Source organism: Rhodococcus sp. 05-340-2, assembly GCF_002258915.1.
Taxonomy (GTDB): domain Bacteria; phylum Actinomycetota; class Actinomycetes; order Mycobacteriales; family Mycobacteriaceae; genus Rhodococcoides.
The window spans coordinates 458531-480230 of the sequence record NZ_NOYU01000010.1 but is presented as its reverse complement, the minus strand read 5'-3'; the positions used below and the strand labels follow the sequence as shown (position 1 = coordinate 480230).

23 protein-coding genes are annotated in these 21700 nt (G+C 65.7%); 14 read left to right on the top strand and 9 right to left on the bottom strand.

From position 1 onward, the window contains the following. Positions 1-91 precede the first annotated feature (91 nt). From CH271_RS06540 to CH271_RS06520, 5 genes are all read left to right on the top strand, one after another. A complete protein-coding gene (locus tag CH271_RS06540; protein WP_094633049.1) occupies positions 92-1210 on the top strand; it encodes a citrate synthase 2 in 1119 nt (372 codons plus the stop codon). A 69-nt stretch (positions 1211-1279) separates the two neighbouring features. Beyond that, complete coding sequence (gene serC, locus CH271_RS06535; protein ID WP_094633048.1) at positions 1280-2401, top strand: phosphoserine transaminase; 1122 nt, start codon at positions 1280-1282, stop codon at positions 2399-2401. Positions 2402-2492: 91 nt separating this feature from the next. Further along, positions 2493-3164, top strand: a complete 672-nt coding sequence (locus CH271_RS06530) for a rhomboid-like protein (protein ID WP_094633047.1) — start codon at positions 2493-2495, stop codon at positions 3162-3164. A 112-nt stretch (positions 3165-3276) separates the two neighbouring features. Beyond that, positions 3277-4179, top strand: coding sequence for a septation protein SepH (sepH, locus tag CH271_RS06525; protein ID WP_094633046.1), 903 nt, complete (start codon positions 3277-3279; stop codon positions 4177-4179). A gap of 83 nt (positions 4180-4262) precedes the next feature. Beyond that, positions 4263-5033, top strand: coding sequence for a DUF6928 family protein (locus CH271_RS06520; RefSeq protein WP_441347076.1), 771 nt, complete (start codon positions 4263-4265; stop codon positions 5031-5033). Positions 5034-5147: 114 nt separating this feature from the next. On the opposite strand, the gene CH271_RS06515 is transcribed toward CH271_RS06520, so the two are convergent. Together CH271_RS06515 and CH271_RS06510 are read right to left on the bottom strand one after the other, a co-directional pair. Continuing rightward, complete coding sequence (locus CH271_RS06515; protein WP_094633045.1) at positions 5148-5417, bottom strand: DUF2537 domain-containing protein; 270 nt, start codon at positions 5415-5417, stop codon at positions 5148-5150. Next, a complete protein-coding gene (locus tag CH271_RS06510; protein ID WP_037187398.1) occupies positions 5414-6217 on the bottom strand; it encodes a TrmH family RNA methyltransferase in 804 nt (267 codons plus the stop codon). Before CH271_RS06510 ends, CH271_RS06515 begins: the two co-directional genes overlap by 4 nt. 117 nt (positions 6218-6334) lie before the next feature. Between CH271_RS06510 and CH271_RS06505 the strand changes: the two genes are divergently transcribed. Beyond that, on the top strand, positions 6335-7534 hold the full coding sequence (locus CH271_RS06505; protein ID WP_037187401.1) for a GNAT family N-acetyltransferase: 1200 nt from the start codon (positions 6335-6337) through the stop codon (positions 7532-7534). Here the strand turns inward: CH271_RS06505 and CH271_RS06500 are convergent. Further along, the gene (locus tag CH271_RS06500) at positions 7531-8844 is read right to left on the bottom strand and encodes an MFS transporter (RefSeq protein ID WP_179274800.1); all 1314 of its coding nucleotides are present in this window, start codon (positions 8842-8844) and stop codon (positions 7531-7533) included. The two genes, CH271_RS06505 and CH271_RS06500, sit on opposite strands and share 4 nt — an antisense overlap. A 144-nt stretch (positions 8845-8988) precedes the next feature. Between CH271_RS06500 and CH271_RS06495 the strand changes: the two genes are divergently transcribed. From CH271_RS06495 to CH271_RS06475, 5 genes are read left to right on the top strand one after another with little or no spacing between them, the layout of a single operon-like run. Further along, positions 8989-9216: a hypothetical protein gene (locus CH271_RS06495; protein ID WP_176460708.1), complete on the top strand. Its 228-nt coding sequence runs from the start codon at positions 8989-8991 to the stop codon at positions 9214-9216. Then, on the top strand, positions 9213-10148 hold the full coding sequence (locus tag CH271_RS06490) for an ABC transporter ATP-binding protein (protein WP_094633043.1): 936 nt from the start codon (positions 9213-9215) through the stop codon (positions 10146-10148). Before CH271_RS06495 ends, CH271_RS06490 begins: the two co-directional genes overlap by 4 nt. Beyond that, entirely contained in the window at positions 10145-10918 is a 774-nt protein-coding gene (locus tag CH271_RS06485; protein WP_094633042.1) for an ABC transporter permease, read from the top strand. The genes CH271_RS06490 and CH271_RS06485 overlap by 4 nt, the downstream gene beginning before the upstream one ends. Before the next feature lie 39 nt (positions 10919-10957). Continuing rightward, the gene (locus CH271_RS06480; RefSeq protein WP_094633041.1) at positions 10958-12121 is read left to right on the top strand and encodes a sensor histidine kinase; all 1164 of its coding nucleotides are present in this window, start codon (positions 10958-10960) and stop codon (positions 12119-12121) included. Further along, positions 12118-12723 (top strand): response regulator transcription factor, encoded by a 606-nt coding sequence (locus CH271_RS06475; RefSeq protein ID WP_037187407.1) that lies wholly within the window; start codon positions 12118-12120, stop codon positions 12721-12723. The genes CH271_RS06480 and CH271_RS06475 overlap by 4 nt, the downstream gene beginning before the upstream one ends. Positions 12724-12730: 7 nt before the next feature. Here the strand turns inward: CH271_RS06475 and CH271_RS06470 are convergent, their stop codons facing one another. From CH271_RS06470 to CH271_RS06460, 3 genes are read right to left on the bottom strand one after another with little or no spacing between them, the layout of a single operon-like run. After that, on the bottom strand, positions 12731-14002 hold the full coding sequence (locus CH271_RS06470) for an MFS transporter (RefSeq protein WP_037187409.1): 1272 nt from the start codon (positions 14000-14002) through the stop codon (positions 12731-12733). A 57-nt stretch (positions 14003-14059) separates the two neighbouring features. Continuing rightward, complete coding sequence (locus tag CH271_RS06465; protein ID WP_094633040.1) at positions 14060-14506, bottom strand: MarR family winged helix-turn-helix transcriptional regulator; 447 nt, start codon at positions 14504-14506, stop codon at positions 14060-14062. Positions 14507-14540: 34 nt separating this feature from the next. Continuing rightward, positions 14541-15992 (bottom strand): NCS2 family permease, encoded by a 1452-nt coding sequence (locus tag CH271_RS06460; protein ID WP_037187411.1) that lies wholly within the window; start codon positions 15990-15992, stop codon positions 14541-14543. Between the two features lie 59 nt (positions 15993-16051). Here CH271_RS06460 and CH271_RS06455 point away from each other — a divergent pair, with 59 nt between their 5' ends. Beyond that, entirely contained in the window at positions 16052-16291 is a 240-nt protein-coding gene (locus CH271_RS06455; RefSeq protein WP_037187412.1) for a DUF2530 domain-containing protein, read from the top strand. 141 nt (positions 16292-16432) lie between these two features. Next, complete coding sequence (locus tag CH271_RS28705; RefSeq protein ID WP_155289340.1) at positions 16433-16576, top strand: hypothetical protein; 144 nt, start codon at positions 16433-16435, stop codon at positions 16574-16576. Here the strand turns inward: CH271_RS28705 and CH271_RS06450 are convergent. The 3 genes from CH271_RS06450 to CH271_RS06440 are packed head-to-tail and all read right to left on the bottom strand — an operon-like array spanning position 16545 to position 20810. Continuing rightward, entirely contained in the window at positions 16545-17096 is a 552-nt protein-coding gene (locus CH271_RS06450; RefSeq protein ID WP_179274801.1) for a phosphatase PAP2 family protein, read from the bottom strand. The genes CH271_RS28705 and CH271_RS06450 overlap by 32 nt on opposite strands. Then, positions 17086-19806: a sacsin N-terminal ATP-binding-like domain-containing protein gene (locus CH271_RS06445; protein WP_256986293.1), complete on the bottom strand. Its 2721-nt coding sequence runs from the start codon at positions 19804-19806 to the stop codon at positions 17086-17088. The genes CH271_RS06450 and CH271_RS06445 overlap by 11 nt, the downstream gene beginning before the upstream one ends. 23 nt (positions 19807-19829) lie before the next feature. Next, positions 19830-20810 carry a DUF3027 domain-containing protein gene (locus CH271_RS06440; RefSeq protein WP_441347148.1) on the bottom strand — a complete coding sequence of 327 codons (981 nt, stop codon included), beginning with the start codon at positions 20808-20810 and terminating at the stop codon, positions 19830-19832. 59 nt (positions 20811-20869) lie between these two features. On the opposite strand from CH271_RS06440, the gene CH271_RS06435 reads away from it, so the two are divergent. Further along, positions 20870-21700 (top strand): glutaminyl-peptide cyclotransferase, encoded by an 831-nt coding sequence (locus tag CH271_RS06435; RefSeq protein ID WP_373453599.1) that lies wholly within the window; start codon positions 20870-20872, stop codon positions 21698-21700.

Below are 21700 nucleotides of genomic sequence, written 5' to 3'. Positions count from 1 at the left end.
CTCCCGCGTAGAACCCGGCTATGGTTCTGACGAAGTACGCCCGGATGCGGCGCAGAGCCGGGTGCAGTTGCGACGAGGGAGTCCACAGGCCATGGCTGTTCAACGAGTTCCCGAGGATTTCGTCTCCGGTCTCGAAGGTGTCGTCGCGTTCACCTCCGACATCGCCGAACCCGACAAGGACGGTGGCGCACTGCGCTACCGCGGCGTCGACATCGAAGAACTCGTCGCACAGAACGTCACGTTCGGTGACGTCTGGGCCCTGCTCGTCGACGGCGCATTCGGCCGTGGCCTCCCCCCGGCCGAACCCTTCCCGCTGCCGATCCACACCGGCGACGTCCGCGTCGACGTCCAAGCCGGCCTGGCGATGCTCGCACCCATCTGGGGCTACCAACCCCTGCTCGACATCGACGACACCACCGCCCGCGACAACCTCGCCCGCGCCTCGGTGATGGCCCTGTCCTACGTCGCCCAATCCGCGCGCGGTATCTACCAGCCCGCCGTCCCGCAGACCCGCATCGACCAAGCCGCGACCGTCACCGAACGATTCATGGTGCGCTGGAAAGGCGAACCCGACCCCGCTCACGTCGCTGCCATCGACGCCTACTGGGTCTCGGCCGCCGAACACGGCATGAACGCCTCAACCTTCACCGCCCGCGTCATCGCCTCCACCGGAGCCGACGTCGCCGCGTGCCTGTCCGGTGCCATCGGCGCGATGTCCGGGCCCCTGCACGGCGGCGCACCCGCCCGCGTCCTGCCGATGATCGAACAGGTCGAGAGAACTGGTGACGCGCGCGCGTTGATCACCGGCATCCTGGACCGCAAAGAAAAGCTCATGGGCTTCGGGCACCGCGTCTACCGCGCCGAGGACCCCCGCGCCCGCGTGCTGCGCGCCACCGCCAAGAGACTGAACGCACCGCGCTACGAGGTCGCCGCCGCACTCGAACAAGCCGCGTTGACCGAACTGCGCGAACGCCGCCCCGATCGCGCCATCGAGACCAACGTCGAATTCTGGGCCGCGGTGATCCTCGACTTCGCCGAGGTGCCCGCGCACATGATGCCCGCGATGTTCACCTGTGGACGTACCGCGGGCTGGTGCGCACACATCCTGGAACAGAAGCGCCTGGGCAAGCTCGTCCGACCGGCCGCCCTCTACACCGGCCCCGAACCCCGCACCCCCGAGTCCGTCGACGGCTGGGACCTGATCCGGTAGTCGACGGTGTCATGACACCCGACTAGCCTGTGGAGGCCATATTCCATCGACGCTAGGACGCGCTACTCCATGGCCGATTTGCCGATCATTCCCGCCGATCTCCTGCCCGCCGACGGACGCTTCGGTTGCGGCCCGTCCAAGGTTCGCCCCGAGCAGCTGCAGTCCCTGGTCGACGTCGGCGCTTCCGTGTTCGGCACCAGCCACCGTCAGAAGCCCGTCAAGGACGTCGTCGGACGCGTGCGCAGTGGCCTGAAGGATCTGTTCTCGCTGCCCGAGGGCTACGAGGTCGTCCTCGGCAACGGTGGCACCACCGCGTTCTGGGACGCTGCTGCCTTCGGCCTCATTCGCGAGAAGTCGCTGCACCTGACCAACGGCGAGTTCAGCTCGAAGTTCGCCTCGGTGGCCAAGAACAACCCGTTCATCGGTGATCCGATCGTCGTCAAGGCCGAGCCGGGCAGTGCGCCCGAGCCCACCTCCGATCCCTCCGTCGACCTCATCGGTTGGGCGCACAACGAGACCTCGACGGGCGTGGCCATCCCGGTCAGCCGTCCGGCCGGCTCCGAGAACGCCCTCATCGCGATCGACGCCACCTCCGGTGCAGGCGGTCTGCCGGTGAACGTCGCCGACTCGGACGTCTACTACTTCGCTCCGCAGAAGTGCTTCGCCGCCGACGGTGGCCTGTGGATCGCGCTGATGAGCCCGGCCGCGCTCGAGCGCGTCAGCGAGATCGCTGCCACGGATCGGTGGGTCCCGGACTTCCTGTCGCTGCCGATCGCCGTCGACAACAGCAGCAAGAACCAGACGTACAACACCCCGGCCGTGGCTACCCTGCTGCTCTTCGCCGACCAGATCGAATGGCTCAACTCGCAGGGCGGCCTCGATTGGGCCACCAAGCGCACCGCCGATTCGTCCTCACGCCTGTACGACTGGGCCGAGAAGAGCGAATTCGCGACGCCGTTCGTGACGAACCCGGATCACCGCAGCCAGGTCGTCGGCACCATCGACTTCGACGAGAAGGTCGACGCAGCTCAGGTCGCCAAGATCCTGCGCGCCAACGGCGTCGTCGACACCGAGCCGTACCGTAAGCTCGGCCGCAACCAGCTGCGTGTCGGTATGTTCCCCGCAATCGAGCCGGACGACATCACCGCACTGACCACGAGCATCGACTGGGTCGTGTCCACGCTGAGCTGATTACCAGCAAGCTCACAGCTACAGCGCTCCCTTCGCGGCATACACTTGCTATCAAGTAAGCAAGCGTAACGACCGCGGAGGGAGTGCTCGTGTGTACAGGCTCCTGACATTCGCGCTACGGATTCGGGTGACTCTGGTGTACTGCGCGCTCGCGGCAGCGGGAATTATCGCGCTGGGCCAGATCGGCCCGCACGATCGCTGGCACGTACTGCACGCGGCGAGCACCAATCTGCACAATCTGACCGACGGCCACCTCGCCACCCTCGTCACGAGCGTCTTTCTCACCGAAGGACGGGTGAACTGGTTGTGGTTGGCCGCGGTCGCCCTGTTGTTCGCCGTCGCCGAGTGGGTCTCCGGTTGGCGACGCTTTCTGCTGACCTTCAGCGCCGGACACCTCGGTGCGACGGCATTGGTGGCCACGGGCCTGCTCATCGGCATTCACAACGACTGGCTCGCGGACTCGTTGGCGATGGCCGTCGACGTCGGCGTCAGCTACGCAGCAGCCGCGGTCGGAGGATCGATGATCAGGTATCTGCCGATGCCGTGGCGTGCGGGCTGGGCCGCCCTGTGGATCGGCGTCGTCGCCTTCAGTGGAGTGTCGGACCCGTCCTTCACCGCCGTCGGCCACGCGATTGCCCTGACCATCGGCCTCGGCCTGGGTGCCCTCTACCTTCGCAGGGACGCATCGACGTTGTCGCACAAAGCAATTGATGGAACATCGACCGAATGGGTGCGGCCGAGCCCGCAGCTGTCTACCCTCTGATAGGGAAACGATCGTCGGCAGAAGCGATGCGTGTCGAACACCCGCCGAATACGGCAGGTGAACTAGGCTCGAATTCGACGGTATCGCGAGCCGGCGCGATGAGGAGGTCAAGGTGCGAGACTTACGTGTGGTGGGTCTCGAGGCCGACGGAAAGTTCGTCGTGTGCGCAGATCCCAAGACCGGCGACAGATTCCGGCTTCCAGCCGACGACAAACTCCGCGCGGCCTCACGCGGCGACATCGCTCGACTAGGACAGATTGAGATCGAAATGGACAGCTTGCTTCGGCCGAAGGAAATTCAGGCCCGTATTCGCAGCGGAGCGACCATCGAACAGGTTGCCGCCGACTCCGGAATGGCCATCAGCCGCGTCGAGGTGTTCGCTCACCCGGTGTTGCTCGAACGCTCGCAGGCCGCGTCGATGGCCCAGTCCGGTCATCCACTGCGCCACGACGGTCCGGCCGTGCAGACCCTGCTCGAGATCGTCACCCTCGCTTTCCGCGCTCGCGGCCACAACCTCGACGACGCGACGTGGGACGCCTGGCGCGACGAGGACAACAAGTGGGTCGCACAGCTGAAGTGGCAGGCCGGCCGCACCACCAACAAGGCGCACTGGCAGTTCCTGCCCGACGGCCACGGCGGCACCATCGCGCCGCTCGACGACACCGCACACGAACTGATCGATCCAGACTTCGGACGTCAGCTGCGCGGTCTGGCACCGGTCCGCGCACTCACGTCCTCCGAGGACCTCGGCGACGACGAGGCCTCGCAGCAGAGCTTCGACGAGTACTACGGCACCACCGCCGACAGCGAGATCGACGCCGAGACCATCGAGGTCGAGGTGGACGATGCGCCTGCTCCCGAGCCCGAGCAGCCGCGCGAACCGGTGGCCAGGGAGCCCAGGCCCGCACCCAAGCCTGCCGCCGGTCACACCAGTGGCAAGGACAAGCGCGGCAAGCCGGCCATGCCGTCGTGGGAGGACGTCCTGCTCGGAGTTCGCAGCAGCGGCCACAACTGAGTTCCGATGTGACCGATGTGCCGCGCGGTGCAGAACCGCCGACGCTCACACCGTAGGCTTCCCAGGAAGTAACGGAGAGAGAGGTGCCGGTAGTGGGGGCCAAAGCATCAACGATCTGGTACGTGGACGCACCGGATCCCATTTCTGTACTCCGAGAGGCCAACACCTCGGACTGGAATGCTGCGACCGCACTCGTCGGACGTCTGTACCCCCACCTGACGGCAGTGCCCCTCGGACAGGGCCCGATATCGACCTCGGCAGGCGTGGACGACGATCACGTCTTCATCGGTTGCTACCCGGGCGTCACCGTGGTCTGCGGATCCAATCTCGCGGTGCCCACACCGTCGACGCTTCCCGAATCCTTCACTCGCCCTCTGGCGTCCGAGCACACCTACCTCGTCGCCTCGGATCCCCAACACGCCTGGGGTGCGTTCGCGTACTGGGAGCGCGGTGAATTCCGCCGATCCTTCAGCGCCACTCCGGTGTACATCTACGAGGACGCGGGCCTGCCACTGGTGTGGGAGCGGTCGTTCTGGGCCGGTGAGCACCCGCTGATCTATCCACCCGGAGTGATGCCGGATCCGCAATCGCTGCCGTTCCACCCGCAGGAATTCGCCGAGGCCGCCAACGCCGAGTGGCTCGGATTCCGCTACACCGGCGCACCGCACGCGGACGAATTCGATCCGAACACCCTGCCGGTCTGCGGCTTCACGATGTACGTTCCGGGGCAGGAGCCACCGCCACCGAACCAGCAGAGCCGAAGCTCGAACGGCCGTGGCGCACAGGAACCGATGCCCGACGCCCCCGAGGAACAGGCACCGCGACCGAAGAAGCGTTGGTTCTCGCGCAAATAGTGGCTCGGGTGGGCACAGTTGCACGCAACCACCGCTGATCGCCGGGTTTCCGCCGATCGTCGACGGTAGTGCGCAACTCTGCCCGCTGTCGGAGACCGACGAAGAAGACGACTGTCAGAACGCCAGCGCCGCCAGTGCCACGAAGCTCAGAATGGAACCGATTCCGGCTCCGTACACGGCCCAGCGCCACACCGGTATCGCGAGCCACCGCATGACCGTCGGTGCCGCACCCGCGACGACGATCATGTTCAGACCGATCGCCAGCAGCGGGTGAATTCTGGCCAGTTCCAGACCGAAAGCCGTCAGTGCCACACTCACCAGCGCCGCCGAGATCACGGCGATCGGGATTCCGGTCCAGCGGACGCCCGGGTCGTGGTCGTTCACGTCAGGCGCACACGTTCGTAGAACCCCATCGCAGCGGCCGTCGCCACATTGAGTGAATCGGTGCCGGGTGCCATCGGGATACGAGCGCGAATGTCCGTGGCACGCATGGCATGTTCGGTCAGACCCGGTCCCTCCGCGCCGAGCAACAACGCCACCTTCTCCCCCGTCATCGCCGCCGCAAGCGACACCGCCGACGGATTGGGTGTCAGCGAGATCAGCTGAAAACCGTGCGCGCGAACGCGATCGAGACCGCGCGGCCACTCGGGCACCTTGGCGAACGGCACCCGCAGCACATGCCCCATCGATACCCGCACCGACCGTCGATAGAGCGGATCAGCGCACGCGGCCCCGAACAGCACTGCATCCACCCCGAGACCGGCCGCGTTGCGGAACATCGACCCGAGATTCTCGTGGTCGTTGACGCCCTCGAGGATCGCCACCGTCTTCGCGTCGGCCAACACCTCGTCCAGATCGAGAGCCGGTGGCCTGTTCGCCGCTGCCAGCACGCCGCGATTGAGATGGAATCCGACGACCTCGGCCATCACCTCCGCCGATGTCCGATAGAACGGGACGTCGGAATCTGCCAGATCGTCGCGCAAGGTGTCGAGCCGTCGATCCACGCCCAGCAGGCTGATCATCGGGAAGCGCGAGGTCAGCAGGCGCTGCGCGACCAACACTCCCTCGGCGATCACCAATCCCTTGCCCTCGGGTAGGTCGGGTCGCCGATCCGAGGAGTTGAGATCGCGAAAATCGTCCAGTCGCGGGTCCGATGGGTCGTCGATATCGATTACATGCACCACGCGCTCATCTTGTCACCCGGCCGATTTCGAGAGTCCGTCGGCGAAGGCCTACTTCTGTATGGCAGATTCTTCGGGTCGTTCCGCGGGCTCCACTCCTGTATGGAAAAGTAAAGAGCGATGACTACCGACGAATCGATCACCATCCGCACAGCCACCGACGACGACTGGGATGCCGTCGCGCTGCTCGACGCCCACGCATTCGGCGAGCACCAGAACGCCGAGGACCTGGCCGAGACACAGATCCTGACCCAGTCCGAGCACGTGTACCTGGCGTGGGACGGCGAGACCCCGGTGGGTGTGGCCATGCACTTCCCGATGTCGGTCACCGTTCCCGGTGGTGCGCAGGTCGAGGCGTCCGGAGTCTCCTGGGTGTCGGTCGCACCGACGCATCGTCGACGCGGCATCCTGCGATCGATGTTCACCCAGCAGCACCGCGCACTGAACGACGCCGGCGCACCCCTCTCCCTGCTCACGGCCAGCGAGGCGACGATCTACGGACGCTTCGGGTACGGGCCGGTGACCGAGGAGATCAGCGTCTCGATCGACCGACGATTCGCGCAGTTCCGCAAGGACGCTCCCCCGGCAACCGGTGTGCGGCTGATCGAGTCGGCCGAGGCCGCCGGACTGCTCCCCGACATCTACCACCGGTGGCAGCAGCAGACCGCAGGCGCGCAGCCCAAGCCGCCGATCCGCTGGGAGCGGTTCTTCGCCGACCGCGAGAACCGACGCGGCGGACTGACGGCTCTGTTCTTCATCGTCCACCCCGACGGCTATGTCGCCTACCGACGCGGACGCAACCCGAGCCGAGTGGTGGTGGAGGAATTCATCGCGGTGACCGACGACGCGTACGCCGCGTTGTGGCAGATACTCGTCGGAGTGGACCTGGTCGACACCATCGAGGTACGGCAGGCCCGAGACGAAGTACTGCCGTTCCTGCTGACCAACAATCGGCTACCGAAAGTCACGGCTCACCACGACGCACTGTGGGGCCGCATCATGCACGTCGAGGCAGCGCTCGAGGCGCGTACCTACGCGCTCGACACCTCGCTGGTCATCGCGGTGCGGGATCCCTTCCTCGATGCGGGCGGCACCTACTCACTGACCGTGACCGACGGTCGTGCGACCTGCACCCGGGTGGAGTCCGAACCGGACATCGAACTCGACATCGACGTGCTCGCGAGCATCTACTTCGGCACCCATCGAGCCCGCTTGTTCGCCGCGGCCAACCGCCTCACCGCACGCAACGAGGAATCTCTGCATGCGCTGGATCTGACGTTCGGAACAGCGCGCCCGGCCGTCATGGGTTGGGGTTTCTAGAGCCGGCTGTTCGGCGCATCCAGCGCGGTGGCCGAGCCACCTCGCATCCGGAGGGCGGCACCCAGCGTCACCGCGAGCAGCACCGTCAGGTAGACGATGAAGTCGACACTGCCGTGGCTGCTGGTGGCGTGGTAGATCAACGGTGCCGTGCCTCCGAAGAGGGAGTTCGCCACGGCATACCCGAAGCCGACGCCCAACGCACGAATGTGCGCGGGGAACACTTCGGTTTTGGCAATGCCGTTCACCGACAGGTAGCACGTGAGGACGAGGAACGCGCACACCAGGATGGCGAAGACCGCAGGCGGAGACGTCACCCGGGTGGTCGCCAGCACCAGTGCTCCGGTCGCCGGTATCCCCAGCGCCCCGAACGCGACGAGAAGGGGCTTTCTTCCGATGCGGTCGCTCAGTGCGCCGGCGACCGGCTGCAGCACCATCAACACCACGAAGGCCGCGAGCACGAGCCCGGTCGCGACGAGCTCTCCCCTGGTGCCGTCCGCAGCGAAGAACGTCTCGCGAACGATCGAGGGAACCGTGACCGTGTAGGTGTAGAACGCCGCACTCCCTCCCGCGGTCAGCAAGAACACCCACACCAAAGGACGCCGGTGATCGCGAAACAACGCCCCCATCGTGGCGTCTCGGTCCGCCCGGGGCGCTCCCGGTTCACGGGGCGCGCGATCGAGTCCACGCGCCCACCACAGCGATGCGAGGCCCGCCGCACCTCCCGCGGCGAACGCGAGGCGAAAACCCCATTCGGAGATTGCCGCGCGGTCCGTGCTCGCGAGGAGCACGAGTAGACACGTCTGTGCGAGCACGAGGCCGCCGACGATGGTCGCGGCCTGGAACGAGGCGAAGAATCCGCGATGCCCTCGCGTGCCCGATTCGGAGAGCAGCACCGTCGCCGCCGCGTACTCGCCGCCGGTGGCGATGCCTTGGACGATGCTCACGACCGCGAGGATCACCGCGGCCCAGGCGCCGATGTCGTGGACGGTGGGAGTGACCGCCAGAGCGACCGATCCGGCCGACATCAGCGTGACCGCAGCGACGAGCGCGAACTGTCGGCCTCGCACGTCCGCGAGCCTGCCGAACAGCCACGAACCGAGCGGTCGGACGACGAAGGTCAGTGCGAAGAGTCCGTAGACGTACACGAGCGAATTGGTCGAGGCCGGATCGAAGAACTCGGTCCGAAAATACGGCGCGAAGGTCGCGTAGAGGTAGAGGTTGAACCACTGCACGAGGTTCGGCACCGAACCCGCCAGAATGACGCGGACCTGCCTACGACGGTCGGAGCTCGCCGACTCGGTGCGATTCACGTGCTGAAAGTACCCGAATACCTGGCACACAGGGAGCAGTCGGAAAGCACATGACTTTTGTCATGGCTACACCGTGACGGTGTCACCTCAGGTCATGATGCGCTGCACTGTTTTCGGTGGTTCGGGCGCAGCAGACTCGTAGTCATGAAGCAACCAGACGAAGGAAACCTGTTCACCGATCTGATGGAGCTCGGACCGGCTCCGACGATGGCGCGTGAGATCGTCGTCATCGTCATCAGTCTCGCGATCATCGCCGTGCTGTTCGCGATCGTCGGCGCATCACTTCCGGCGTTCGTCGCACTCGGCGTCATCGTCGCGTTCATGGGCGTGCGGTTCGTCATCGGACTCCGCCACTGGGAGAAGCAATCATGACCATCATCGAAGTCGATGGCATGACTCGCCGCTACGGCTCGGGCAAGAACGCTTTCGAGGCCGTCAAGGCGCTCGATCTGAAGGTCGCCGAGGGTGAGCTGTTCGGCCTGCTCGGCACCAACGGTGCCGGCAAGACGTCCACTCTCGAAGTCATTCAAGGACTTTCACGGCCGAGTGAAGGCACGGTGCGGATTCTGGGAATGGATCCGGTGTCCGATCGCCGCAAAGTTCGACCGTCTCTTGGCATCATGCTGCAGAAAGGCGGCCTGCCCCAGGATCTGACCACCGCGGAGAGCCTGCGGATGTGGGCGGGCACGTGCAGCAATCCACTGCCGGTGGACGAGGTGCTGGGGCGAGTCGACTTGGCCGACCGCGCCGATACCCGGGTGAAGCTTCTCTCGGGCGGCGAGCAACGCAGACTGGATCTGGCGTGCGCCATCATCAGCCGTCCTCGAGTGCTGTTCCTGGACGAGCCCACCACCGGTCTCGATCCCGAAAGTCGCCGCAACACATGGCGGCTGATTCAAGAGCTGAAGAATTCCGGCGTGACGATCATGTTGACGACGCACTACCTGGACGAGGCCGAGTCGCTGTGCGATCGACTCGCGATCATGCACCGCGGCAGGGTCGTTCGCAGTGGAACGGTCGACGAGGTGGTCGCGGACCATCCGGCGAAGATCGAACTGCAGGCCCCCGGTACCGCGCTGCCGACACTGCCCGGTACCGCCATCGACGTCTCGGGAGACACCATCTCGATCCAGACGTCCTCGGTACAGGACACGCTCACCGACCTGCTCGTGTGGGCCCGCACCAACGGGGTCACCCTGCACGGACTCGACGCCCGAGCGGCATCACTCGAAACCGTATTCCTCTCCATCGCAGACGAATTCGACAATCCAGACTTCACAGACCAGAAGGTGATGAGCGCATGAGCACGATGACCGCACTGTCACGAGCAGAGTTCACCCTCCTCGGACGCAACCGAGTACTGCTGTTCAACGCGATCGTCATGCCGTTGATCGTCCCCATCGCGCTGCTGATCGTCGGCAGCCGGGGTGACGCCGGGCTGCAAGACGCAGGCGTCGCCAGTGCGTTGGAGATCTTCGCACTGTTCCTGCTGGTTCTCTTGGTCTTCTACAACATGCTCTCGGTCTACGCCACGCGTCGAGACGAGTTGGTACTCAAGCGGCTTCGCACCGGAGAGAGCTCGGACCTACAGATTCTGATGGGACCGGCGATACCTTCACTGGTGCTCACCGTCGCACTGGGTCTGATCGTCGGAGCTGTGGTGGTGGCCTTCGGTGGGCCGGTTCCCATCAACGTACTGCTCGTCGCCGTGGCCCTACTCGGAGGTGCTGCGCTGTTCGCCGCACTGGCGCTGATCACCTCGGCCTTCACTCGCAACGCGGAAGCGGCACAGATCACCAGCCTGCCGGTCATCCTGATCGCCATGGTCGGCTCGTCCGCGCTGCGCGGCGTTCTCCCGGATTCGTTCAGCAGGGTGATCGAGCTGACCCCGATGGCCGCGGTCTCGGACCTGCTGAACCTGGGCTGGTTCGGCACCACCACGCCCGGCGACGCGTCCATCGGCTTCGCTGCCACCTTCACCGAAGCCGGAATGCCGCTGCTGGTGATGCTCGCGTGGATCGTCGGCAGCCTCCTGATCGCCCGCACGCACTTCCGTTGGGAACCGCGGTCCTAGATCACACCCTTTCGTCGACCGTCTGCAAGGCTGGAGATCATGAAGTTGCACCAGTACCTCAATCCACTGCACGGCTGGAACGACAGCAGTGCAGTGGACAAGGTGCGCGTCTACACCCGCCAGTCCTTCCTGCTCATCACCGTCGGTGTTGCCGTCGGAGCGATGCTGACATCTCTGCAGTACGACGACTATCTGTCGATGGCAGCGACTGCTGTCTGCGCCGCCGCCGCTTTTGTGGTGGTGCAGCGCACCCCCGCGCTCGGCGGTGAGTCGACGGCCAGCCCACGAATTCCGTTGGCGATCACGGCAGTCGCCGCCGTGGTGCTGGTTGCCGGCGGGACCACGAGCAACGCACTGTGGGCCGCCGTACTCGTCACCACTGCGGTCGCGACCCTGATTCCGTTGCGATGGTCCCTGGCGGCGGCTGTGGCCGCTGCTGCGATCGCGGCGGCTGTGGGAACCCCGGCAGTGGAAACTCTGATACTCGGCATCTTCATCGCCTTCATGGCGTTCACCGTGCAACTGTCGGCGTGGTTGCTGCGCATCGTCACCGAACTCGACGCCACTCGCGACGCTGCTGCCGCACTCTCGGTTGCCGAGGAGCGTCTGCGATTCTCGCGAGATCTGCACGACGTCGTCGGGCGCGCACTCTCGGCAATAGCCGTCAAGAGCGAACTCGCCGCGACGCTGGCTCGCCGGGGTGACGATCGAGCGGCGGGCCAGATGGACGAGGTTCGCCTGCTGGCCCAGGAATCCATGGCCGACGCCCGAAAGCTGGTTCGCGGCTATCGATCGGTCGATGTGGCATCGGAACTCGACGGAGCTCGATCGCTGCTGTCCGCCGCAGGTATCTCCACCGAACTGGTCGGCGAGACATCGGTTCTGTCCGAGCGCGCGGCCGAGGCGGCCGCCTGGGTGGTCCGCGAGGGAGTGACGAACATTCTGCGCCACTCCGCTGCCACTTATTGCCGGATCGAGCTGACCGACAACAGCATTCGCCTGACCAACGACCATCCCAGTGCTTCGTCCGGCCGCGACGACGGCACGGGACTGAGCGGGTTGCGGGAACGATTGGTCGCGGTCGGAGGCACCCTGAACACGGAGAAGACCTCCGAGGAATTCACCCTCACCGCGGCGCTACCGATCGAGAACCCAAGGCAGGAGTCGAGCCTGCGGAACGACCCGACAAGGACAACATCATGATTCGAGTTCTACTGGCCGACGACGAGAATCTCATTCGTTCGGCGCTTGCGACCATGCTCGATCTGGAGGACGACATCGAGATCGTCGGGCAGGCCGACTCCGGCGAAAAGGCGTTGACCGTCTCGGCCTCTCTCGCCCCCGATGTCGCCGTGTTGGACCTGCAGATGGGCGGGATCGACGGTATCGAGACGGCCCAGAAGATCGCCGAGATGCTGCCCACCTGCGCGTCGATCATCGTCACCAGTCACGGCAGGCCGGGCTATCTGAAGAAGGCGCTCGAAGCGGGTGTGCGCGGATTTCTGCCGAAGACGACCTCGGCGGCGACCCTGGCCGAGGTGGTGCGCACCGTGCACGGCGGCGGGCGCTACGTCGACCCCACGCTGGCCGCGGAAGCCATCGGAGCCGGAGACTCGCCGCTCACTCCGCGCGAGGCCGATGTGCTCGAGTTCGCCGCCGACGGCGCGTCGATCGCGGAGATCGCACGGCGGGCCCATCTTTCGCCCGGCACCACCCGCAACTACCTGTCCGCTGCCGCGGCGAAACTGGGTGCAGCGAACCGACACGAGGCCTGCGCTCTCGCTCGACGCCACGGCTGGATCTGACCCACCGTCACACCTTTGTGCTCACGGCGACGGTATCGAGGGTGGGGAGCCGGTGACCGTCGGCGGGCGGTACCACGGTGATCCGCAAATTGTTGTGCCGCAGTAGATACACCGCCGCGAAGAGGCCGGTCGCCAGAGAGATGGCCCCACCGAACAGCAACGGTGCCCGCGGATCCAAGGCGTCGGCGAGCCAACCGAGAACCGGACTGCCCAGCGGAGTACCGCCGAGGAAGCACAGCATGTAGATGCCCATCACGCGTCCGCGCATGTCGGACGGCACCGACATCTGCAGAATGTTCATCGCCGACGTCGTGAACGTCAGTGTCAGGGCACCGGTGGGAATCAGCAACAGTGCCACGAGCAGATAGTTGGGCATCAATCCGACGATCAGCTCGAAGGCTCCGAATGCGATGACGGCACCGATGAACAGCCGCAGGCGCGGCGCGCTCGCCCGCCGCGCAGCCAGAGTCGCTCCGGCCAGCGTGCCCACTGCCAGGGTTGTCGAGAGCAGACCGTAGGCGTCTGCTCCGCTCCCGAACGTGTTGCGCGCCAACACCGACAGACTCAGCGGAAAGTTGAGGCCGAACGTCGAGACCATGAAGACCGTGGCCAGCAGGACTCGTAGGTCACCGCGCCCCCAGACGTACCGAAATCCCTCCCGCACCTGCCCTTTGGCGCGTGGGGCCGGTTCGACGCGGAAGAGCTGACCGACGTTCATCGCCACGAGTGCACCGAACACCGCCGCGAACGACACGGCATTGATGAGAAACACCCAGCCGGTGCCGACGAGGGTGATGAGCACTCCGGACACGGCAGGCCCGACGATGCGCGCCATGTTGAAGGTCATCGAGTTCAGCGCGATCGCATTGGCGAGGGTCTCTTTGCCGACCATCTCGATGGTGAACGATTGTCGCACCGGAGCATCGATCGCGGACGAGCAGCCGAGGATGAATGCGATGACGTAGACGTGCCACAGCTCGACCATCCCTCCGACGTCGAGCACGCCGAGCACCAGACCGCACACCGCGGCGAAGACCTGGGTGATCATGAGTAGCTTGCGCTTGTCGTAGCGGTCTGCCAGGACCCCACCCCAGACCGAGAGGAACAGTGTCGGCCCGAACTGCAGGGCCATGACGATGCCGACGGCGAAGCCGTTGCCGCCGGACAGCGTCAGAACGAGCCAGTCCTGGGCAACCCGCTGCATCCACGTGCCGACCAACGAAACGATCTGCCCCGACGCCCACAATCGGTAGTTGTGAGTCTTCAGGGCGGCGAACATCGTCGAGCTGGAGGTACGGGAAGCAGGGGCCACCATTCAGATAATAACCCTAGGTAACTACTCGGAGTCGCTCACGAGGGCCCCGATGATCGTCACCGCATCACGGAGTGTGTCGAGCTGCTCGGGTCCGAGGCCTGCGAGCTGCGCGGTCATCCACGCTTCGCGGGCACTGGCCTCGTCGGCGATCAGCTCTCGACCGGCCGGTGAGAGCGAGACGATCACCTGCCGCCCGTCGGTGGGATGTGGGGTGCGCGCCACCAGACCGAGTTCGGCCAACGATGCGATCACCCGCGTCATCGACGGCGGCTGGACCTTCTCTCGCGCGGCCAATGCACCCGGCGTCATATCGCCCTCCCGACTCAGCGTGGCCAGAGCCGACAGCTGAGTGAGCGAGACTTGCGAGTCCACTCGCCTACCCCGAAGGTGGCGAGTCAGCCTCACCACCGCAAGCGACAGATCGCTTGCCAATTCGCGATTATCTTTAACTACGTTTCCCGACGTCACAGCGCTGAGAATACGCCCTGGTACCGACCCCGCATCATGTAACCGCCTCGGTGATGGGTCCGACTGCGAAATATGCAACAAACAGCAGTGCAACGATCCACAACAGGGGGTGTACCGACTTCGCGCGGCCGGACCCGACCGCGAGTATCACCCAGGTGATGAAACCGACGCCGATCCCGTTGGCGATGGAGTAGGTGAAGGGCATCACCACGATGGTCAGGAACGCGGGAAGCGCGTAATCGAAGCGGCGGAAGTCGATGTCGAGAACCTGCCCGATCATCAGCGCACCCACCACGACCAGTGCCGGAGCAGCCGCTTCGATCGGAACGACGGCCGTGAGCGGGGTGAAGAACATGGCCAACAGGAAGAGCAATCCGGTCACGACGTTGGCCAGCCCGGTACGCGCACCCTCGGCGATTCCGGAAGCCGACTCGACGAACACGGTGTTCGACGACGCCGACGCGCCGCCTCCGACGATTGCTCCGGCCCCCTCGACGACCAGAGCCTTACCGATGTTCGGCAGCTTTCCGTCCTTGTCCAGTTTCGCTTCCTTGCCCAGCCCCGTCATCGTGCCCATCGCGTCGAAGAAGTTCGCGAGGACGAGCGTGAACACCAGCAGACTCGCAGCCAACACACCGATGCGGGTGAACGCTCCGAAGAGATCGACGTTGCCCACCAGAGACAGATCGGGCGACTGCACCAGCTGTGCAGGCAACTGCGGCACCGACAGATTCCACCCCTTGGGGTCGACACCGTTGGACGGACCCACATCGGTGACGGCCTCGACGATCGCCGCCAGCACCGTCGTGACCACGATGCCGATCAGCAGACCGCCGCGCACCTTGCGCACCACCAGCACGCCCATCAGCAACAACCCGAACACGAAGATCACCGTCGGCCACGACGCGATGGACCCGTCGATGCCGAGCCCGACGGGAACCGTCGTGCCCGCGGCGTCGGGGATCCGTCGCACGAAGCCGGAATCGACCAGACCGATGAAGGCGATGAACGCGCCGATGCCGGCGGCGATCGCCGCCTTGAGCTCGGCCGGGATCGCGTTGAACACCGCCGTGCGGAACCCGGTCACCGCCAGCAGCACGATGATGATGCCGTCGATGACGACGAGCCCCATCGCCTCCGGCCACGTCACCTGCGGTGCGATCGTCACGGCGAGCAGGGTGTTGATGCCCAGGCCCGCCGCGATGCCGAACGGGTAGTTGGCGATGATGCCGAAGGCGATGCTCATGAATCCGGCCACCAGCGCGGTCACGGCGGCAACCTGGGCGACCGGCAGGATGTTGCCGAGCACATCGGTCTTGGCGGCCGCGTCGTCGGCGGAGAAGCTGCCCAGAATCAGCGGATTGAGGACGACGATGTAGGCCATGGCCACGAAGGTGACCACGCCTCCTCGGACCTCGGATCCCACCGTCGAGCCTCGTTCGGTGATCTTGAAGTAGTTGTCGAGTAGCCGCGACGACAATTGCATGAGCGAACGATAAAGCACACCGCGAGACTTGGGGAAATATGGTGGCGTAGCGTGATTTTGTGACCGACCTCCCGCAGATCCCGCGCAGCCTCACCGATCCGGTGCCGGTGTTGGCCATCGGCATCCTCGGCTGGATCATCGCGCTCGTGGTGTTCACAGCGACCGGGGACCGCACCGACGATGCGCTCGCCACGTGTTGGTCCGGCATCGCGGTCGGTGCCGTAGGGTTCGGAATCTTCCTGATGCAGAGAGCGGCGTCACGTCGCGGAAGCAAAACCGCCCAACGCGGCCTCGATTGAGATCAGGATCACGTAAGCCCGGTCACCACACCGCCCCTGAGGTGGGCAAACTAACCCCTCAGCCGGTTGAGTAACACAAAGTTAACGTGGACCATGGGTTATGTCAGATAAAACAACCTCTTGATCCACGAAAGCCAGGCCATGAAGCTCGTCTCTCAGTACCGCAATCGCCGTAACCACGTCCGCTCGCTCCGCGCCCTCTACGCACGCGCCAACGCTGTCTCCAGCCCGGCCATGCGCGACGAGCTGCTCGTCATCGCCCAGCGCTCGGACTTCTCTCGCTGATCAGCCTGACGGCATAGATCCACCCCAGCCCCCACAGGGCACCGAACACCCAGCCGGCCAGCACGTCCGTGGTCCAGTGCGCACCCAGGTAGATCCGAGAGAATCCGATCAGCAGGGACGCGACCACAGGTAACACGAGCAGTACCGGCCGATGCAGCCACGGCGTGGACGATCGCAGCATCACAGCGATCGCCACCGTGGCAAGCACCATCGACATCATCGCGTGGCCGGACGGAAACGAATGGCTCGCAATATCCACCAGCCGCTCCGGAATCGGTGGCCGCTCCCGCGCGAACGCAAACTTGAGCGCATTCATCAGCCCCCACCCGGTGAGCATCGCTCCCGCGACCACCACGGCATCCGATCTGCGTCCGACGCGAAGCAACGCCACGACGACCACCGCGGACAGCAGAAACATCGATACCGTGTTTCCCACCGTGGTGATGATCCAGAACATCGTCGTGACCCACCCGACTCGATGCTCCACCATCCAGTCCAGGATCACACCGTCAAACCCCACGAGGTCGCTCCCAACTCTGCGAACAATGCACCGTTCCGTCGGCGGTCACCCACCACGGGACTGTTCGATCTCCACTGACAGCTCGCTCGCCGCTCACGTCGCCGGACAGCCGCACCACGAGTTCGCGATGCACCACCACCCCACCGGACGGCAGCGGCAATCCCATGACCGCACAGGCCGATACAGCCCCCGGTTCCCGGTCCCAGGAGCTGACCCGCCCGGTTCCGAGTACCTCGCCGCTGATCGCCTCCGACGCCGACCTGATGTCGAGCACGTCGGCCAGTACCGCGGCGGTGGCCATGTCCGAGAGCACTGCCACCTCCGGTGGTACGACGCTCGCCAGCCACGGGGCATCGATCACCAACGCATCCGACGCGTCCACGACTGCGCCGCCGAGGGTGCGGACACGATCCGGTGGGTCGATGTCCGACACGTCGATACGCCGCTCCGCCACAGCGGTGGCGATGAGTGTGTGGGTTCGCGCGATCACCGCAGGGGTCGGATTCCGTTGTGGATCCGACAGCGCTCGCAACAGAATTCGAGCAGTGTCGACGCTGTCACAGAACGACGCGCTCAGCACGGCGTGCAGCTCGTCGGCACGCGGATGATCCAGCGGATCGAGCAATCCGGCAAACGTCTCGTCGGACGGCGCTCGAAAACTGACCGGACGCCAATCATGCAGTCGCGCATGGTGCCCGATCCACCACGCGGTGTAGCCGTCACGATCGACCAGTGCCGCGTTGGTACTGGGATCGTCGAGCAACACGGTCAGCGCCTCGGACCAGGCATCCGATCGAACGAGGTCGAGATCTCGGACCGCGAGGAGCGTCTCCGGCTCCTCGGACAGACTCGACCACCACGCCGACTCGTCGTCGAGATCATGATCCGGCCCGGTCGGCAGTTCGTCACGCACCACCGAAAATCCCCACCCGACGCCCACTGCTCGCAGCGCCCGCTCACCGAACCTGTCCACCACCGCAGGCGCGAGCACACCGAACGGTGAATCCTGTATCAGCAGATCTGCCAACGGCGCTCCGGGAAGCAACAATTCGTCGGCGCTGCGCAATTCGCCCCCGTCGTCTTCGAGGGGCAGACCGCCGAGCCAACCGGGTAGTTCGCCCGCCTCTCCTGCCAACGCGAGCACGGCGGAGACCAGCCCGTCGACCTCCTCGCTCTCGTCCCAGTCGAGATCGTCCAGAGCCGCCTCGAGTGCCGGGTCGGTGAGCAGCTCGGTCGCAGTCGCCTCGCGGGCACCCAGCCGAGTCAGCAGCGGACTCACCGCATCCGGGTGCACCAGCCGGACCCAGGTGACCGCAGCCGAGGAATCGGAGCCGATCACCGTCGTCCGCGGGCCGGTCACCGTACGACCGTCTGCGAGCGGAACAGGCAGTGCAGCAAGCTCTTCCGCAGCCACACCGTCGACCACGAGTGGGGTCAACGCGTCGAACAGTCGCCGCCACCAACTCGGCTCGCGATCGAGCCCACCGACCATTTCCGCCAGCCTCGCCAACCCGATGCGGTGCACACCCACTGCCGCGAGCGCCGAGGCATACCGCGCACCCGACAGTGATGCGTCGACCGGATTCGGTACGACATCGACCAGCGCCGAGACGAGTTCCTCGGAGGTATCCGCGACGACGTTCGCTCGCTCGGGCACGAGGTCGCGTCCGTCCGCACCGGGAAGCCATGGCGCGCAGGACAATCGACGAAACACGAGTTCACGCAGTGCGCCGTCGACCTCACTGCGAGCGAATCCGACCTCGGGCACGAACGACACCCTGGATGCGGCAGGCAGCGAGGCCACGAAGTCCCCGTACCCGTGCGCTACCGCGTCGAACGAGACACCCGGTAACACGCGTCGCCGATCGGGTTGCATCGGCACATCGGCAATGACCAACGCGGGCAACGACAGTAGCTCGTCCGACCGAGTCGGAGCGCGCAGTACATCGGGCGGAGCGGGAACGGGCAGACCGTCGACAATCGGAGCGAGCCAGCGGGCAGCCGGGGTGGTGAACTGCCGCCAGGTTCGCGCACCGATCGTGATCTCGGAGGAATGGTCGTCCAATTCAGTTCTGCTGCAGTCGATCACGACGCCGTCGATCTCGATGGAGTTCAACGCGTCCAGTTCGAGCAGCAGGTCGACGGCCTCGTCCACAAAGCCTGCTGCGACAGAATCCGCCGCTACCTCGGCTCGCAATGTCAACACGATCTCGGTGTCGAAGCCGTCGGCGGGCGAATCTGCGACCGGCCATGCGAGCCGCAGCACCGGCACGCCGGTGTCGGGCAAAAGCAATCCTCGCTCGTCCAGCGCCTCGAGCGTGCGCCGTGCGCTGAACGCCACGCCACCGTTGCGCGAGCGCACCTCGATCTCGTCGGACACCGATCGCACGGCGGTGAACCCGACCCCGAATTGTCCGACGCCAGGATCCGTCGCCCCCTTGGCCGAAGCCCGCAGCGCGGTGAGGGCATGTACGCCCGAGACATCGAGCGCCGCACCGGAATTGGCGACATGCAGAGCGCCGAACCTATCGGTCCACACGGCCAGCCGGCCCGGGACGCCGGCGCGTTGCGCAGCATCCGCCGCATTCTGTGCCAGCTCGGTGAGCAGACGATCGCGGTAACCCCCGCGCACCAGATCGGACTCGGACGCCGAGTCCTCCCGAAGCCGGGTGGGAGAAGAGCCCCACGCCGCGAGAATAGACTCCCGCAACGACCCGGTGTCGAACGGGTCTATCAGCTCGGAGATGCCGAAGCTTCTTCCTGCGCAGCAACATCGGTGGTGCTCGACGCATCATCGGCGACGGGTTCGGCGTGGTCGGCCGCCACGACCTCGGCGGCCGCCGACTCTTCGGAGGCAGCCGACTCTTCCGGGGCAGCCGAAGCCTCTTCCGTCGTCTCGGCGGTGTCGGTGTTCTCGGCGGTGTCGCTTGTCTCGGTGACAGCAGCAGGCTCGACCGGAGCGACCGGCGAGGCGATGACGTCGAGTGCAGCGTCGTCGTACGGCTCGAATTGCGGCGATCCGGCTCCGGTGGGGAGTTCGGTGTCGGAGTGCGCTCCGCAGCCGTACTCGGCATGCACCACGTGTCCGTCGGCCGCGAACTCGTTGCCGCACACACCGAAAGCGGCGGACAGCGAGCCGGCGATGGGGAGGTAGAAGCCACACAGCCCGCAGGTCGACGGCGCGGCCTTGGCCATCTCGGTATCGGGACCGAAGTCGCCGTCGTGCCAACGCTGGGCGGCGTCGAGGCGTCCTTCGAGGCTGATGACCTTGGTTCGGCCGAGACCGATCTCGCCCGCCACCTCGTCGACGGCAGGGTCTCCGGATTCGACGTACCCGGGTACGAGCCGGGGATCGTCCTGGCGCGGAGACAGTAGATCACCGGGGCCCAGATCACCGGGACGGATGCGCTCGTCCCAGGGCACCCAGGACGGAGCCACGAGGGCATCGGGTCCCGGCAGCAGAACCAGCTCGCTGACCGTGGCGTGATCCGCGTCCTCCGGGGCGGCGACCACAACGGCCCACTGCCATCCGCGATACCCCTCGAGATCGCTGGCGAACCGGTGAGTGGCCGCACTGGCGTCTTCGGCGGTGACCCCGAGGTACTCGCCGATACCGCCCTCTCCCAGGTCGAGCAGAGCCTGCCGCGCGAGGTCCGCGGCATCGGCCAAGACGGGGCGGATGGAATCGAGCTCTGGAGAAGATACGAAACTCACACATTCAGTTTGCCGCATCGACTCGGTGACGCCCAGTTCGGGCTGCCATCATGGGTGCAATGACCGCCCGCGCCCGCACCTTCGCCGCCGCCCTCACCTCGGTACTGGCAGTCACTGCCTGCTCGTCGACGACGCAGCCGACCCCGGTGACGTCGGACTCGGTTCCGACACTGACCACCGAGGTCGTGCGCGAATACGACCGCGGCAAGGACGCCTTCACCCAGGGCTTCGAGATCGACGGCGACGTGCTCTACGAGGGCACCGGACTGGAAGGATCGTCGTTCGTCAGGCGGACATCGCTCGACACGATGACCGAACTCGACCGCGTCGACCTGCCGTCCGACCTGTTCGGCGAAGGCATCACCGTCGACGGCGACACCCTGTGGCAGATCACCTGGCAGGACGGCGTCGCGATCGCCCGCGACCGAGACACCCTCGCCGAGCAACGTCGAGTGAACTACGACGGCGAAGGCTGGGGGCTGTGCACGCAGGCATCGGCCGACCGCCTCGTGATGAGCGACGGTTCGTCCACCCTCACCTTCCGCGACCCCACGTCGTTCGACGCCCAGGGCACCGTGAACGTCACTCTCGACGGCAATCCAGTGGAGCGGCTCAACGAACTCGAATGCGCCGACGACGGATCGGTGTACGCCAACGTGTGGCAGACGTTCGACATCATGCGCATCGACCCCGAGACCGGCGCGGTGACGGCCGTCATCGACGGCACCCCCCTGTGGAATTCGATGTCGGCCTCTCAACGAGGCGGTGCCGACGTGTTCAACGGCATCGCGCAGATTCCCGGCACCGACCGATTCCTCGTCACCGGCAAATACTGGCCCACGATCTTCGAGGTGCGATTCACCGATACCGCTCCGGTAGGACAGAATTGA